At 69.0% G+C, this 14815-nt stretch carries 14 protein-coding genes; 13 read left to right on the forward strand and 1 reads right to left on the reverse strand.

Annotation, left to right across the window (positions count from 1 at the left end; translation table 11 throughout):
• Window positions 1-465 precede the first annotated feature (465 nt).
• Window positions 466-1527, reverse strand: coding sequence for a hypothetical protein (locus ASG71_RS17040; RefSeq protein WP_235564145.1), 1062 nt, complete (start codon window positions 1525-1527; stop codon window positions 466-468).
• On the opposite strand from ASG71_RS17040, the gene ASG71_RS17045 reads away from it, so the two are divergent.
• The 13 genes from ASG71_RS17045 to ASG71_RS15170 all read left to right on the forward strand — a co-directional run bounded on the left by ASG71_RS17045 (window position 1516) and on the right by ASG71_RS15170 (window position 14691).
• The gene (locus ASG71_RS17045; RefSeq protein WP_235564147.1) at window positions 1516-2424 is read left to right on the forward strand and encodes a hypothetical protein; all 909 of its coding nucleotides are present in this window, start codon (window positions 1516-1518) and stop codon (window positions 2422-2424) included. The genes ASG71_RS17040 and ASG71_RS17045 overlap by 12 nt on opposite strands.
• Window positions 2425-2429: 5 nt before the next feature.
• Window positions 2430-3422 (forward strand): HAD-IIA family hydrolase, encoded by a 993-nt coding sequence (locus ASG71_RS15115; RefSeq protein ID WP_056740823.1) that lies wholly within the window; start codon window positions 2430-2432, stop codon window positions 3420-3422.
• A 10-nt stretch (window positions 3423-3432) separates the two neighbouring features.
• Window positions 3433-3675 (forward strand): hypothetical protein, encoded by a 243-nt coding sequence (locus tag ASG71_RS15120; RefSeq protein ID WP_056740826.1) that lies wholly within the window; start codon window positions 3433-3435, stop codon window positions 3673-3675.
• Window positions 3672-4478, forward strand: a complete 807-nt coding sequence (locus ASG71_RS15125) for a TlyA family RNA methyltransferase (RefSeq protein WP_056740828.1) — start codon at window positions 3672-3674, stop codon at window positions 4476-4478. The genes ASG71_RS15120 and ASG71_RS15125 overlap by 4 nt, the downstream gene beginning before the upstream one ends.
• 46 nt (window positions 4479-4524) lie before the next feature.
• Window positions 4525-5550, forward strand: a complete 1026-nt coding sequence (locus ASG71_RS15130) for an NAD kinase (RefSeq protein ID WP_056740830.1) — start codon at window positions 4525-4527, stop codon at window positions 5548-5550.
• A gap of 3 nt (window positions 5551-5553) precedes the next feature.
• Complete coding sequence (recN, locus tag ASG71_RS15135; RefSeq protein ID WP_056740832.1) at window positions 5554-7287, forward strand: DNA repair protein RecN; 1734 nt, start codon at window positions 5554-5556, stop codon at window positions 7285-7287.
• Window positions 7288-7363: 76 nt separating this feature from the next.
• Window positions 7364-9124, forward strand: a complete 1761-nt coding sequence (locus ASG71_RS15140; protein ID WP_056740834.1) for a CTP synthase — start codon at window positions 7364-7366, stop codon at window positions 9122-9124.
• Window positions 9125-9151: 27 nt separating this feature from the next.
• Window positions 9152-9814 (forward strand): NUDIX domain-containing protein, encoded by a 663-nt coding sequence (locus tag ASG71_RS15145; RefSeq protein WP_056740836.1) that lies wholly within the window; start codon window positions 9152-9154, stop codon window positions 9812-9814.
• 146 nt (window positions 9815-9960) lie between these two features.
• Window positions 9961-10887: a site-specific tyrosine recombinase XerD gene (gene xerD / locus ASG71_RS15150; RefSeq protein WP_056740982.1), complete on the forward strand. Its 927-nt coding sequence runs from the start codon at window positions 9961-9963 to the stop codon at window positions 10885-10887.
• Between the two features lie 167 nt (window positions 10888-11054).
• A complete protein-coding gene (locus ASG71_RS15155) occupies window positions 11055-12827 on the forward strand; it encodes an HNH endonuclease signature motif containing protein (protein ID WP_082575234.1) in 1773 nt (590 codons plus the stop codon).
• A 65-nt stretch (window positions 12828-12892) separates the two neighbouring features.
• Window positions 12893-13396: an RNA polymerase sigma factor gene (locus ASG71_RS15160; RefSeq protein ID WP_056740984.1), complete on the forward strand. Its 504-nt coding sequence runs from the start codon at window positions 12893-12895 to the stop codon at window positions 13394-13396.
• 2 nt (window positions 13397-13398) lie between these two features.
• Window positions 13399-14166 (forward strand): hypothetical protein, encoded by a 768-nt coding sequence (locus ASG71_RS15165; RefSeq protein WP_056740838.1) that lies wholly within the window; start codon window positions 13399-13401, stop codon window positions 14164-14166.
• A gap of 36 nt (window positions 14167-14202) precedes the next feature.
• Window positions 14203-14691, forward strand: a complete 489-nt coding sequence (locus tag ASG71_RS15170) for an 8-oxo-dGTP diphosphatase (RefSeq protein ID WP_056740839.1) — start codon at window positions 14203-14205, stop codon at window positions 14689-14691.
• Window positions 14692-14815 lie beyond the last annotated feature (124 nt).

Below are 14815 nucleotides of genomic sequence, written 5' to 3' on the forward strand. Positions count from 1 at the left end.
GTGTGGGAGAGTAGGTCACCGCCGGAACATCATTCAGGTCGAGAGCCTCCAACCACCAGGTTGGAGGCTCTCCCACTTTAACCACCAGTAGCCCCACCCAGGACCCTCCCTCAGAACCGGCAGGGTACGGGACGGACCCTCCCTCAGAAGGGGTGCCCATACGGGGAACGCTGGCACCTCTTACGGAGGCCGCCTCGCATCAGGCAGGCGTAGGGAGGCTTCGGGGTTCTACGGTGCACACCCGGTGTTCGGAGCGTGCAGCTTCTGCGACTCGTCCGCGATACGGGTGTCCTGGCGTTGCTGTGAGACGCGCCACCGCCGGCTCTCCTGACTGCTACGGCGTTAGCCGGGCGTCGGCGTCTCGCCTAGAATTGAATGAGATTTACGGACTTCGAAGCGCTTGATTTCGGGTTGCGTAGGAACGAAACACGGAACAGAGCGGCTGCGATTGCGCCAGTGGTCAGCTCATAACAGGAGGAATCCAGCATGGCTGAGCACAACGGCCCGCACCGCGGTGGCAATGACCGCGGCAACTTTGGCGGAGGACGGAATTCGGGCGGCGGCGGTTTCCGTGGCGCCAACAACTCGGGCGGCGATCCCCGCGGCTTCCGCGCTCGGGATGACCGTGAGGGTGGTGAACGGCGCAGCTTCGGTGGTGACCGTGATCGTAAGCCGTTTAGCGGTGGCGATCGTGATCGTAAGCCGTTTAGCGGTGGCGATCGTGATCGTAAGCCGTTTAGTGGTGGTGACCGGGATCGTAAGCCGTTTAGTGGTGGTGACCGGGATCGTAAGCCGTTTAGTGGTGGTGACCGGGATCGTAAGCCGTTTGGTGATCGTCCGTCGCGTGAGGGTGGTGAGCGGCGCAGCTTCGGTGGTGACCGGGACCGTAAGCCGTTTAGCGGTGGCGATCGTGATCGTAAGCCGTTTAGCGGTGGCGATCGTGATCGTAAGCCGTTTAGCGGTGGCGACCGCGACCGTAAGCCGTTTGGTGATCGTCCGTCGCGTGAGGGTGGTGAGCGGCGCAGCTTCGGTGGTGACCGTGATCGCAAGCCCTTCAGCGGCGGTGACCGCGATCGTAAGCCGTTTGGTGATCGTCCGTCGCGTGAGGGTGGTGAGCGGCGCAGCTTCGGCGGCGACCGTGATCGTAAGCCGTTCAGCGGCGGTGACCGTGACCGTAAGCCGTTTGGTGATCGTCCGTCGCGTGAGGGTGGTGAGCGGCGCAGCTTCGGCGGCGACCGTGATCGTAAGCCGTTCAGCGGCGGCGACAACCGGAAGCCCTTCGGCAGCCGCGACGACCGCCCCGCCCGCAGCTTCGACCGTGGCGACTCCGGGCCGCGCCGTTTTGAGCGCTCCGAGGACCGTCCCGTCCGCGAGCCGAATGCCAAGGACCTGCGCAGCGCCAACCGCCCCGACCGTGAGCGTTCGCCGCAGATCGACGAGGACGTCACCGGTAAGGAACTGGACCGCACCACGCTGCGCCAGGTCAAGACCCTCGAGGACAAGAGTGCCGAATGGGTGGCGCGCCACCTCGTCATGGCCGGCCGTCTGATCGAGGACGAGCCTGAACTGGCCTTCCAGCACGCCCTCGCGGCCAGCCGCCGCGGCGGACGCCTCGCAGCGGTACGCGAAGCCGTAGGCCTGACCGCCTACGCTGCCGGCCACTACGGTGAGGCGCTCCGTGAGTTCCGGACCTACCGCAGGATCAGCGGATCCAACATGCACCTGCCCGTCATGGCTGACTGCGAGCGTGGCCTCGGCCGCCCCGACCGTGCCCTCGATGTGGCACGTTCGGAAGAAGCCAAGGATCTCGACGCCCCGGGCAAGGTGGAACTGGCCATTGTTGCGGCCGGTGCCCGCTCCGACCTCGGTCAGTTCGACGCGGCAGTCTCGGAACTTGAGATCGCCCAGCTGGACATCAACCGCGCGTTCTCCTACAGCCCGCGGCTCTTCCGCGCCTACGCCGACGCCCTGACGGCGGCAGGACGCGGCGCCGAAGCCGGCAAGTGGGAGCGCCAGGCCGTCGTGGCGGAAAACGCCCTGGGCCTCGGCGAGGACGAGGAACCGGACATCATTGACCTCGGCTGGGACGAGGAAGAGGAGGCCCGCGAGGAGCAGCAGCGCCGCCGGATGCTAGAAGAGCAGGCTGCACGCCGGTCCGGGGCCGAAGAGGCACCCCGAGAGGCCAGCGCCGCCGCCGTGGCCGGTCTCCCGGAGACCGGGTCCGCCCAGTCCGCCGACCGCGACCTGGCAGCAGGCGGCGACGACGAGGAAGCCGGCTACTTCGAGTCCGACGACGCGGAGTCGGACCAGGACTCCGTGGAAGCAGACGAGCTGGAAGTAGGGGAGCGCGGCGAAGACGAAAACGACAACGCCGATGACACCTACACCAACGAGTCCGGCCTGCCGGAACGCGCCGAGGACTAGGGCCCATGGCTGAAGCCGAGCTGATTTCGCGGTTCGATGCCCTGCTGTCCGATCTGGACGGCGTCGTCTATGCGGGGCCGGACGCCATCCCGGGCGCCGTCGAATCCCTCAGTCGGCTCGCCGGCATTGGCGTCGGCCTGGGCTACGTGACCAACAACGCCTCACGGACCCCCGCCGAGATGGCGCAACACCTCCGCGACCTCGGCGCCCCGGCCGAGGACCACCAGGTGGTGAGCTCCCCGCAGGCCGCCAGCGAGCTGCTCGCGTCGCTGCTTCCCGCCGGCGCCCGGGTCCTCGTGACCGGCGGTGCGGCGCTGGCCCGCGAGGTGGAGCTGGTCGGGCTGGTGCCGGTGCGCACCGAGGCCGAGGATCCGGTCGCCGTCGTGCAGGGCTTCCACCCGGACCTGGGCTGGAAGGACCTCGCGGAGGCGTCCTACGTGGTTGCGGCCGGCGCCTTGTGGGTGGCTACCAACATGGACCGTTCCATCCCGCAGGCGCGTGGCATGGCGCCCGGCAACGGCACCCTCGTGGACGCCGTCGCCGCCGCCACCGGCCGCCAGCCGCTGGTCGCGGGTAAGCCCGAAGCCCCGTTGTTCCACGCGGCAGCCAAGCGGCTGGCTGCCGACCGCCCCCTCGTGGTCGGTGACCGTCTGGACACCGACATCCTCGGCGGCAATAACGCCGGTTTCGCCACGGTCGCGGTGCTGACCGGCGTCGACACCCGCGAATCCATCCTCGCGGCCCGGACCGCCGAGCGTCCCACCTACCTGATCAATGACCTCACCGACCTCTACCGGCCGTACCCGGCGGTGGAGGCCGACGCCGGCGGTCAGTTCCGTTGCGGCGCCGCGGCCGCCGTCGTGCACGGAAACACCGTGCAGGTCACCGGCGACCCCGCCGACCTTGACTCCTGGCGCGCGGCCTGCGCGGCGTGGTGGGCCGCGACCCCGGAAACGCCCACGGCCCAGGCCCCCGGCCTCGAATGGCTGCATCACTAGACTGGAGAGCATGACCGAGCCCAACCACAGCACCGACCCGTACCCGGACCATGCCGGTTCCGGCCCCGAGTGGCCGGCTCCGGCCGACGGCACGGGCGACGCCTCCGTTGATGCCGTGCTGCTCCGCCTGGCTGGCCTGCCGGATCTGCCGGTCGCCGACCATGGCGAGGTCTACGCCGGACTGCACGAGGACCTGGCGGCTGCCTTGAACGAGGACGTCGCCGGGGCGCCGGCAGGGGATACCCGCCCATGACCAGGCTGGACCAGGCCCTCGTCAGTCGCGGGCTGGCGAGATCCCGCACCCACGCAGCGCGCCTGATCGCCGAGGGCAAGGTCAGCTCGAGCGGCGAGGTGCTCGCCAAAGCCTCCCTGCAGGTCGGCGACGACACCGCACTGGACGTCGCGGCCGGCGCCCAGGACGATTACGTCAGCCGGGCCGCCCACAAACTGGCTGGCGCCCTGGACGCCTTCCCGGCCGTTACGGTGGCCGGGAAGCGCTGCCTGGACGCGGGAGCCTCCACCGGCGGCTTCACCGAAGTCCTGCTCCGGCGGGGCGCCGGGCACGTTGTCGCGGTCGACGTCGGGCATGACCAGCTGGTGCCACAGATCCGAAACGACCCCCGGGTCTCCGTCCACGAGGGCCTCAACGTCCGCTACATGGGCCCGGACGACATCGGCGGCCCGGCCGCACTGACCGTGGCGGACCTGTCCTTTATTTCCCTGACCCTGGTGGTCGGGCCACTGGCCGCGTGCACCGACCCCGGCGGGGACCTGCTCCTGATGGTGAAGCCGCAGTTCGAGATCGGCAAGGAACGCCTGGGACGCACCGGGGTGGTCGGCTCCGACCGGGAGCGCCGCCTCGCGGTCGGCAAGGTCGCCGCCGCGGCGTTCGATGCCGGACTGGCACTGAAGGGATTGGCGCAGAGCCCGTTGCCCGGCCAGGACGGAAACGTGGAGTACTTCCTGTGGATAGCACGCGGTAACGGCGAAGACCTGCCTAAGATCGAGGAGCGGGACGCGGCCGTTGCCACGCTACTTGGAACGATCTGGCCGTAGCCCTGAAAGCACAAGCAGCACGAGAAGCACTAGAAGGCGGAACCCGATGAGCAGGCGTGTCCTGATCCTTGCCCACACCGGCCGGGAGGAGTCCCTCAAGGCCGCGTGGGAGGCGTGCGCCCAGCTGCACGAATCCGGCATTGTGCCCGTGATGCAGAAATCCGAGCTCGGTGACATGGTCAGGTATTACGGCCGGCTGGACCAGCCCGTCGAGGTGCTCCACGACCACGTCAGGCTGCCCGACGTCGAACTCGTCATGGTGCTCGGCGGCGACGGAACCATCCTCCGCGCCGCCGAACTCGTCCGTGAAGTCGACGTGCCGCTGCTCGGCGTCAACCTCGGCCACGTCGGCTTCCTGGCCGAGAGCGAACGCGCAGACCTCGCCCAGACCGTTGAATGGATCGCCAGCCGCCAATACACGGTGGAGGAGCGGATGACCATCGACGTGCAGGTCTGGGTCCGAGGCCAGAAGATCTGGCACACCTGGGCGCTGAACGAAGCCGCCATCGAGAAGGGCAACCGGGAACGGATGCTCGAGGTCGTCACCGAGGTCGATGAACGCCCGCTGACGTCCTTCGGCTGCGACGGCGTCGTCCTCGCCACCCCCACCGGCTCCACCGCCTACGCGTTTTCGGCGGGCGGGCCCGTGGTGTGGCCGGAGGTGGAAGCCCTGCTGATCGTGCCCATCAGTGCGCATGCGCTGTTCGCCAAGCCGCTGGTCGTCTCGCCCAGGTCGCGGCTCGCCGTCGAGATCCTGAACCGCACCGACGCCCAGGGCGTGCTGTGGTGCGACGGCCGGCGCTCCGTGGACCTGCCGCCGGGGGCGCGGGTGGAAGTGACCCGGTCGGCGACGCCGGTCCGGCTCGCCCGCACACACCAGACCCCGTTCTCCGGCCGCCTGGTCCGCAAGTTTGAACTTCCCATCCAAGGCTGGCGCGGCCCCATGCCGCAGGCCGACGCCATCCCCACCGGGCCGCTCCCGGTGGTACGCACCCCGCGGCAAAGCCGAACGCTGCCCGCCCCGCGCCACGCGGGCCCGGACGCACCGACCGACCCCTCGACTGCGAAGTGACCCATGCTTGAAGAACTGAGAATCCGCGACCTTGGCGTCATCACCGACGCGACCCTGCCGCTGGGCCCGGGCCTGAGCGTGGTGACCGGCGAAACCGGCGCCGGCAAGACCATGGTGGTGACCGCCGTCGGACTGCTGCTCGGTGCCAGGTCCGACGCCGGTGCCGTCCGCAGCGGCGCGAAGAGCGCCTCCGCTGAGGCGGCGCTGAAGCTCGACGCCGGTCACGCGGCGATCCAACGCGCGCTGGAGGCCGGCGCGGATCTCGAGGAGTTCGACGGCGGTGCGGAGCTGCTGTTGGCCCGCAGCGTCGGCGCCGACGGCCGCAGCCGGGCCTACCTGGGCGGACGCGCGGCCCCGGTCGGTGTCCTCGCCGAGATCGGTGGCTCCCTGGTGGTTGTCCACGGCCAGTCGGACCAGATCCGGCTCAAGAGCCCGGTGGCCCAGCGGGAGGCGCTGGACAAATTTGCGGGGGAGCAGCTGGCCGGAGCCCTCGCCGCCTACCGCGAGCTGTACGCGCACTGGAACGCCAGCCAGGCCGAGCTTGACGGCCTCCGCAACGCCGCCCGCGAGCGGCTCCGGGAGGCCGAATCCCTCGAAGCGGCGCTGGCCGAGATCGACGCCATCGACCCGCAGCCCGGGGAGGACGACCTGCTCAAGGCCGAGGCCGTCAAGCTGGCAAACGTCGAAGAACTCCGCATCGCCGCCAGCACCGCCCACCAGGCCCTCATCTCGGAGGACTTCGGCGAGGACGCCGACGCGACCACGCTGGTGGATGCCGCCAAACGCACCCTCGAGCACGTCGCCGAACACGATACGGAACTGGGCGCTGCGGCGGCCCGCCTCGCCGAGGTCGGTTTCCTGCTCAACGACATCGCCAGTGAGCTTGCCAGCTACCAGGCCTCGCTGGACACCGAAGGACCCGAACGGCTCGCCGAAATCGAGGACCGCCGCGCCGCGCTGGCCAAGCTGGTGCGCAAGTACGCGCCCAGCATCGACGAGGTGCTGGTCTGGGCGGAGCAGTCCCGGGCGCGGTTCGAGGAACTGCAGGACGATTCCACCCGGATCGAATCGCTCGACGCCGAGGTGGCGCGCGCCGAGGCGGAACTGCGCAAGCAGTCCGCCGCTATCAGCAAGGCCCGGAAAAAGGCCGCCAAGGACCTGTCTTCACGGGTCAGCGCCGAACTCACCGCCCTCGCCATGGCCGACGCCACCCTGGTCATCAACATCGAGCCGGCCGGGCAGCTGGGACCGTTTGGCGCCGACGAGATTTCCTTCCTGCTCCAGCCGCACTCCGGGGCGCCGGCCCGGCCCCTGGGCAAGGGTGCCTCCGGCGGTGAACTGTCCCGCGTGATGCTCGCCATCGAGGTGGTGCTGGCCGCCGTCGACCCCGTCCCGACCTTCGTGTTCGACGAGGTCGACGCCGGTGTGGGCGGCCGCGCCGCCGTCGAGATCGGCCGGCGCCTCGCCATGCTGGCCCGGCACGTGCAGGTCCTCGTGGTCACCCACCTGCCCCAGGTCGCGGCGTTCGCCAACCAGCACATCCGGGTCACCAAGACCTCCGTGCGCGGGGCGGACGGCGGAACCGCCACGGGCTTCACCTCCAGCGACGTGCAGCTGCTGGACGAGGCCGAGAGGGTCCGTGAACTGGCCCGGATGCTGGCGGGCCAGGAGGATTCGGAATCGGCGCAGGCCCACGCCCAGGAACTGCTGGACGACGCGCGGCTGCTGCCACAGTAGCCACAGCAACCCCCTCCGCGGGGGACTGGGATGACCATCACAGACGCGTTTTATCGACCCAAGGAAGCCCGATTTGATGATAGGCTCAAACTCCGTGGTGCAGCGAACAAATTCCCGTGTAAATTCCCGGTTCCCGGGCTCGTCCAAGACGACCAAACACATCTTCGTAACCGGTGGTGTGGCGTCCTCGCTCGGTAAGGGGCTGACGGCTTCGAGCCTCGGCCACCTGCTGCGGGCGCGCGGCCTGTCTGTAACTATGCAAAAGCTCGATCCCTATCTGAACGTGGATCCGGGCACGATGAACCCCTTCCAGCATGGCGAAGTCTTCGTCACCGACGACGGCGCGGAGACCGACCTCGACGTCGGCCACTACGAGCGCTTCCTCGACGAAAACCTCGAAGGCTCGGCCAACGTCACGACCGGCCAGGTGTACTCCACAGTCATCGCCAAGGAACGCCGCGGCGAATACCTCGGCGACACCGTCCAGGTCATCCCGCACATCACCGATGAGATCAAGCGCCGCATGCGGCTGCCCGCCGAGGGCAAGAACGCTCCCGACGTGATCATCACCGAAATCGGCGGCACCGTCGGCGACATCGAGTCCCAGCCGTTCCTCGAATCGGCCCGCCAGGTCCGCCAGGACGTCGGCCGGAACAACGTGTTCTTCCTGCACGTCTCCCTGGTGCCCTACATCGGCCCGTCGCAGGAGCTCAAGACCAAGCCGACGCAGCACTCGGTTGCCGCGCTGCGTTCCATCGGCATCCAGCCCGAGGCGATCGTGATCCGCTCCGACCGCGACGTGCCCCAGGCCATGCGCGAGAAAATCGGCCGCATGTGCGACGTCGACATCGACGCCGTCATCGGCTGCCCGGACGCCCCCAGCATCTACGACATCCCCAAGACGCTGCACTCCCAGGGCCTGGACTCCTACATCGTCCGCGCCCTGGACCTGCCGTTCAAGGACGTTGACTGGACCAGCTGGGACAAGCTCCTCGAAGCCGTGCACAACCCCAAGCACGAGGTGGAGATTGCCCTCGTCGGCAAGTACATCGATCTGCCGGATGCTTACCTGTCCGTGACCGAGGCCCTGCGGGCCGGCGGTTTCGCGAACGACACCAAGGTCAAGATCCGCTGGGTGCCGTCGGACGAATGCGACACCGAAGCCGGTGCGAAGAAGTCCCTGGCCGGCGTCGACGCGATCTGCGTTCCCGGCGGCTTCGGCATCCGCGGCCTCGAAGGCAAGCTCGGCGCGCTGAAGTTCGCCCGCGAATCCAAGCTGCCGGTGCTGGGCCTGTGCCTTGGCCTGCAGTGCATGGTGATCGAATACGCCCGCAACGTCGTCGGCCTCGAAGGTGCGTCTTCCTCCGAGTTCGAGCCGGACTCGAAGTACCCGGTCATCGCCACCATGGAAGAGCAGCTCGACATCGTCGAGGGCAAGGGCGACCTGGGCGGCACCATGCGCCTGGGCCTCTACGAAGCCAAGCTTGACGAGGGCTCGGTCGTGGCCGAGACCTACGGCACCACCACGGTCAGCGAACGCCACCGGCACCGGTACGAAGTTAACAACAAGTACCGTGACCAGATCGCCGCCGAGGGCCTCGTGTTCTCCGGCACCTCCCCGGACGGCAAGCTGGTCGAGTACGTGGAGCTGCCCCGCGAAGTCCACCCGTACTACGTGGCGACGCAGGCGCACCCCGAGCTCAGCTCGCGGCCCACCCGTCCGCACCCGCTGTTCGCCGGGCTGGTCAAGGCCGCCCTGGACCACCAGCATGGCGCAGGCCAGCCGGTCGCGGGCAAGGCTGCTGCCGCGAAGTCGACTCCGGCAGAGTCAAAGTAACTCCCAACTGAATCAAAGGACGGCGCGATGCCCGGTACACCTGAGACCCCCAATGCTGCACGGCAGGTTTCGGATGAGCCGAGCCCGCGCCGTCTTTTGTCTTCGGAGAAGGTCTACGAGGGCCGGATCTGGGACGTCGTCAGCGACAGTTTCCAACTGAGCGACGACGGGGACGCCCTGGTCCGTGACTACATCGACCACCCCGGCGCGGTGGCCGTGCTGCCGATGAACGACGACGGCGAGGTGCTGCTGATCAAGCAGTACCGGCACCCCGTCGGCATGGCGTTGTGGGAGATCCCCGCCGGGCTGCTCGACGTCGAGGGCGAAGACTTCGCCGTCGGTGCCGCCCGGGAGCTGGCCGAGGAAGCAGACCTGGTGGCCGCGCAATGGAACGTCCTGGCGGACTTCTTCAACTCGCCGGGCTCCTCCAGCGAAGCCATCCGCATCTACCTGGCCCGCGGTCTGAGCGACGTGCCTGGCCACGAACTCCACGTGCGCACGGACGAGGAAGCCGAAATCGAACTGCACTGGATCCCGCTCGACGCCGCCGTGACCGCGGTCCTCGAAGGGCGGCTGCATAATCCTTCGGCGGTCGTCGGGGTCCTCGCCGCCGCCGCTGCCCGCGCCGACGGTTACACAACCCTGCGGCCGGCCGACGCGCAGTGGCCCGCCCACCCCAGCCAGCGCTGATGACCGGGGTGCTGGCGGCCGGGGCGCCGGCCGCTGAACCGGCCGGCCCGGCTGGGCAGGGAACTTCTGTTGCGGCCGCCGCTCTTGTTTCCGGGGCTGCCGCCTCTGCCGCCCCGCCGAAGCCGCCGACCGCCGTCGAGCGGGCCATGACCGACTACCTCCAGCACATGGGCGTGGAGCGCGGACTCGCCGCCAACACCCTGGCCGCCTACCGGCGGGACCTGGCACGGTACGCCCGTCACCTGGCCCAGGCGGGACGGCAACGTCCCGAAGACATCACCCGCCGCGACGTCACCGCGTTCGTCCAGGCCCTCGCGGACGGATCCGACGGCGGGTCGCCGCTTGGCGTGCGCTCGGCCGCGCGGACCGTCGTCGCGGTCCGCGGCCTGCATAAATTCTGGGCGCTGGAAGGGGTCACGCCTGCCGACCCCGCCAGCGATGTCCATCCGCCGATGCCCGGGAAGCGGCTGCCCAAAGCCATCACCGTCGACGAGGTGACGCGCATCCTGGAAGCGGCGGGCACCGATACGGCCACCGGCCTGCGCGACCGCGCGCTCCTGGAGTTCCTCTACTCCACCGGGGCCCGGATCAGCGAGGCCGTCGGCCTCGACGTCGACGACGTCGCGTTGCAGGGCGACGATGCACACGGCGCCGGCGGTCCGGCCATCGTCAGGCTGTTCGGCAAGGGTTCCAAGGAACGCCTCGTGCCCCTGGGGTCCTACGGTGCCCGCGCGTTGGACGCCTACCTGGTTCGCGGCCGCCCGCTCCTCGCAGCCAAGGGCAAAGGCACACCGGCGCTGTTCCTCAATGCCAGGGGCGGACGGATCAGCCGGCAGAGCGCCTGGACCATCCTCAAGGCCGCCGCCGAGAAGGCCAACATCACCAAGGATGTTTCGCCGCACACCCTGCGCCACTCCTTTGCCACGCACCTGCTGGAAGGCGGCGCGGACGTCCGGGTGGTCCAGGAGTTGCTGGGCCACGCCTCCGTGACCACGACACAGGTCTATACCCTCGTCACCGCGGACACCCTCCGCGAAATCTACGCCGCGGCACATCCCCGGGCGCTGGGCTAAGGTCCCGCGGCTCAGCCCGGGCTTCGGACGACGTCTAGGGCGCGTCGGGTGGGCTTGGCGTTGGCCGGTACGGGCTGGACTGTGTCTCCTGCCAATTTGTGGCAGAGTCCCGCCGCTAGACAACCACTCGCACTAATAATGTCGGTGGTCCCTTCTAGTGTGAAGACATGGAGAGCGGGGATGCTTTCACAGCGGAGATCAGGGCGGCAGCAGCGGCCCTGAGGCAGTCCGCCGCCGCGTTGGAGGCTCTCCTCGGTGGTCCCGATAGCGCGCCGGGTTCCAGCCCCAACGCCGACCCGGTGCGGCTGCTTGCCGACGCCTGCCTGGACGGCTTGTCCGAGGCGGCACGGGTGGAATCACGGGTCGCCGCGCTCAAGGTCCATCTCACTGCCGGGTACGTTCATCTGGCCGAGGTTCTTGCCGGTCCCGTTGCCACGCCGCAGGACTATACGGCCCGGGAGATGAGCACCGTCGCGGAGGTCGCGGGTGTGCTGACGGTCGGTGAGCGCTCCGCCTCGGCGCTGATTTCCGATGCGCTGGCCCTGACAACGTCGCTTCCCCTGACGCTTGACGCCCTGGGGTCCGGGAGCGTGTCCTGGCAGCACGCCCGCATCATGGTCAACGAGACTGCAGGCCTCCCGCCTGCCGCGGCCGGTTGTCTGGAGGCCCATTTCCTTGACCCTGATGCTCCTTCGCCGGCACGCGGGTGTTTCGCAGGCGAGCTGGTTCCGGGGCGGTTCCGGGCGAAGGCCCGCACCTGGCGTGAGCGCCACCATCCGCTCAGCCTGGAGGTCCGGCACACCCGCAGCGTCGCCGACCGGCGGGTGGAGTTCGTCCCGGACCGGGACGGGATGGCGTGGTTGAACGCGTACCTGCCGGCGGCGACGGCCGCGGGGATTTTCGACAGGCTGACAGCCGCGTCGCGGGCGTTGCAGCGCCCTGCCGAGGCGCTGACCCTGGCCCAGCTACGGGCGGACGTAGCGGCGACCGTACTCCTTACGGGCGGCTCCGGCGGCACTGCCGGCATTGCTGCCGGAGGCGAGGACGCCACCGCATCGCCCACGCTGGCCGGCAACCACGTGGCTGATGTGCCCGTCCCGCGGGCGCGGGTTTTGGTCACGGTCCCGGTGCTGTCGCTGCTGGGATTGACTGACGAGCCGGCGATGCTGGATGGGTATGGCCCGATCCCGCCGTCGATGGCCAGGAAGCTGGTGGCGGGCGGGGCGGATTCGTTCTACCGGGTGCTGACCGATCCGCGGGACGGGGCTCCGTTGGAGATCGGGCGCACGAGCTACCGGATTCCGAAGGCGATGCGGCACTGGCTCCGGCTGCGGGACGCCAAATGCACCTTTCCTGCCTGCAACAATTCTTCGCTGGACACCGAGGCCGACCACCTGCTGGCCTGGGCCAACGGCGGGACCACCGGGATCAGCAACCTGGGCCAGCCCTGCCGCAAACACCACCGCCTCAGACACACCACCGCGTGGACTCCCACGTCGGCCAGCGGGCATAAACCTCCGGGCTGGATCTCGCCCACCGGCCGGCGGTACCGCAGCGAACAGCAGGACTGGGAACCACCTCAGTGGCCCGATGCCGTGGTGCCCGAAGCCGGCTCGGCCGACACCTGGCCGCTACCGTCCGACGCCGACCGGTCGGACACGAGGCCATTCTTGTCCGACGCCGACTGGTCGGACACGCGGCCATTCTTGTCCGACGTCGACTGCCCGCCACCGGACCCCGAACCGTACCTAGACCCGGAATTGCCCGCGGACCCCTTCCCCGATTGGTACCGCTTCGCGGCCCCCGAACCGGACGAACCGGGCGAATCAGCGGAACCCGACTGGCCCACGCCACCAGACTCGTGGCGGGATCCCACTCCACAGTCTCTAACGGGGGAGCCTCTGGTCGACTCCCGACGACGGCGGCGAGCCCCCGTGTAAGAAATGCCCGGGTTCAGGAAACTAAGGGGGCGAGACCACGTCATCCGATGTCCGGGGGAAACACCATGTTGGCTGCCAAGGAACAGGCGTTCATCGACCTGCACGAGCAACATTCCGCGCGGGTCTTCGGCTATATCGCCTGCCGGATCAGCGACAGGCACCGGGCCGAAGAACTCGCTGCGGATGTCTTTCGGATCGCATGGGAGAAGCAGATGCCCGAGCCACCCGGCATTGGCTGGCTGCTGGCGACCGCGCGCAACGTCATCGGCAACGAATACAAAGGTCGTCGACGCCGCCAGGAGCTCGTCGACCGGCTGAAGGATGAAGCACGCAACCAGGACCCCGGGCCGGACACGGAGCAACGGTCCGCCGTGGCGGACGTCCTGGCGCGACTGAGGGAACGGGATCGTGAAGTCCTCATGCTTAGCTACTGGGACGACCTGACCGGAGCCGAACTGGGCGAGGCCCTGGGATGTTCTCCTTCCGCCGCCGCGGTCCGCCTGCACCGGGCGCGCCGGGCCTTCGCGAAAGCCGCCCCCGCCCATCTCATGACTGAACGGAAGGACTAGCCATGGACCGCATCGAAGAGCTCATGAGGGACGCCAAACCGCGCGTCGGGGTACCCGGTGTCGTACCCGGCCGCGAATCGGCCCGGTCCATCGCGACGTCCACGGACCCCAACGTCGTCCAGCTGGCAGGGCGCACGCCGGCACGACGCAACACCATCCGGGCTGCGGCCGCCACACTGGTGGCCGCGGCCGCCGTCGTCGCCGCGGTAGTGGTCGGCGGCAACCTCACGAGCCAGCCGGCGCCCGGACCCGCCCAGACCGGCGTCCCGACGGCGCCCACCTCCGTCAGCCCCTCGCCCAGCCCGTCGGCCAGCGCCTCGAACACCCCTGCCCCCGCCGCTACCCCAACGCCCACACGTACCACCGCCGCTACCCTGACCACCGGTGGCGTACCCTGCACCATGGCCTACGTTGACCAGCAGTGGAGTGACCAGGTGCGGGCGATCATCCCGGTGCCCCCCAACGAGCGCCAGTATTACACCGTGCTGGGCTGCGCCGACGGCTGGCTCGCGTACTCCACCTCGGATGAGGGGGCGAAGGCCATGAAACTCGACGGGGGCAACGCCTGGTTTAACATCGGCAAACTGCAAAACGGGCGTTTTCTCGTCGACTACCAGCAAGCCTGGTCGAGCGTCTTCGACTGGGAATTCCAGGCGACGAACAACCAGGGGCTGACGGCGCAGCAGGCCATGGACAAGGAGTTCGCCGAGAAGGGGATTCCGGTCGCGCTGCGGCCAAAGTTGGTAGGGGAGGGCCCGGCCAGCAAATAGCAGGAGCCCGGGACGGCAGCTACTAGGCTGGTGCACATGGCGTACACACCGGTCACCCTCTGCTTCCTGCTCCGGGACCGCCAGGACCGCACCGAGGTTCTGCTCGGCCTGAAGCGCACGGGTTTTGGTACCGGCAAGATCGTCGGCATCGGCGGCCATGTGGAGCCGGGGGAGAGCGACGCCGAAGCCGTGGTCCGCGAGGTCTGGGAAGAAGCCTGCGTCGTCGTGGACCAGGACGACCTGGCCCACGCCGGTGCCGTCGAGTTCATCTTCCCGGCCCGCCCCGAATGGAACATGAGCTGCCGGCTCTTTACCGCGCGCCGCTGGCAAGGCGATCCCGCCGAGAGCCCGGAGATCACGCCCGAATGGTTCGACGCCGCGGCGCTCCCGCTGCAGCGCATGTGGCAGGACGCGGAACACTGGCTCCCGCCCGCTCTGGCGGGCGAAATCGTCGACGCCGTCGTCGTGCTCAACGACGACAACGAGACCGTGGCGTCCGTCCGCTATCCCGCAACCCCGGCCTGATCCATAACGCCGTGGCAACAATTGCAGTGGTTCGAAGCTGTGCAGCAATCAAACCGGCCGGCTGGCCGGTAGCCTTGGCCTCGAGCGCTGCGCCCGACGAACGGGCGCCGCCTCACTTACGGCC

The sequence above is a fragment of the Arthrobacter sp. Soil763 genome (assembly GCF_001428365.1).
GTDB lineage: Bacteria > Actinomycetota > Actinomycetes > Actinomycetales > Micrococcaceae > Arthrobacter.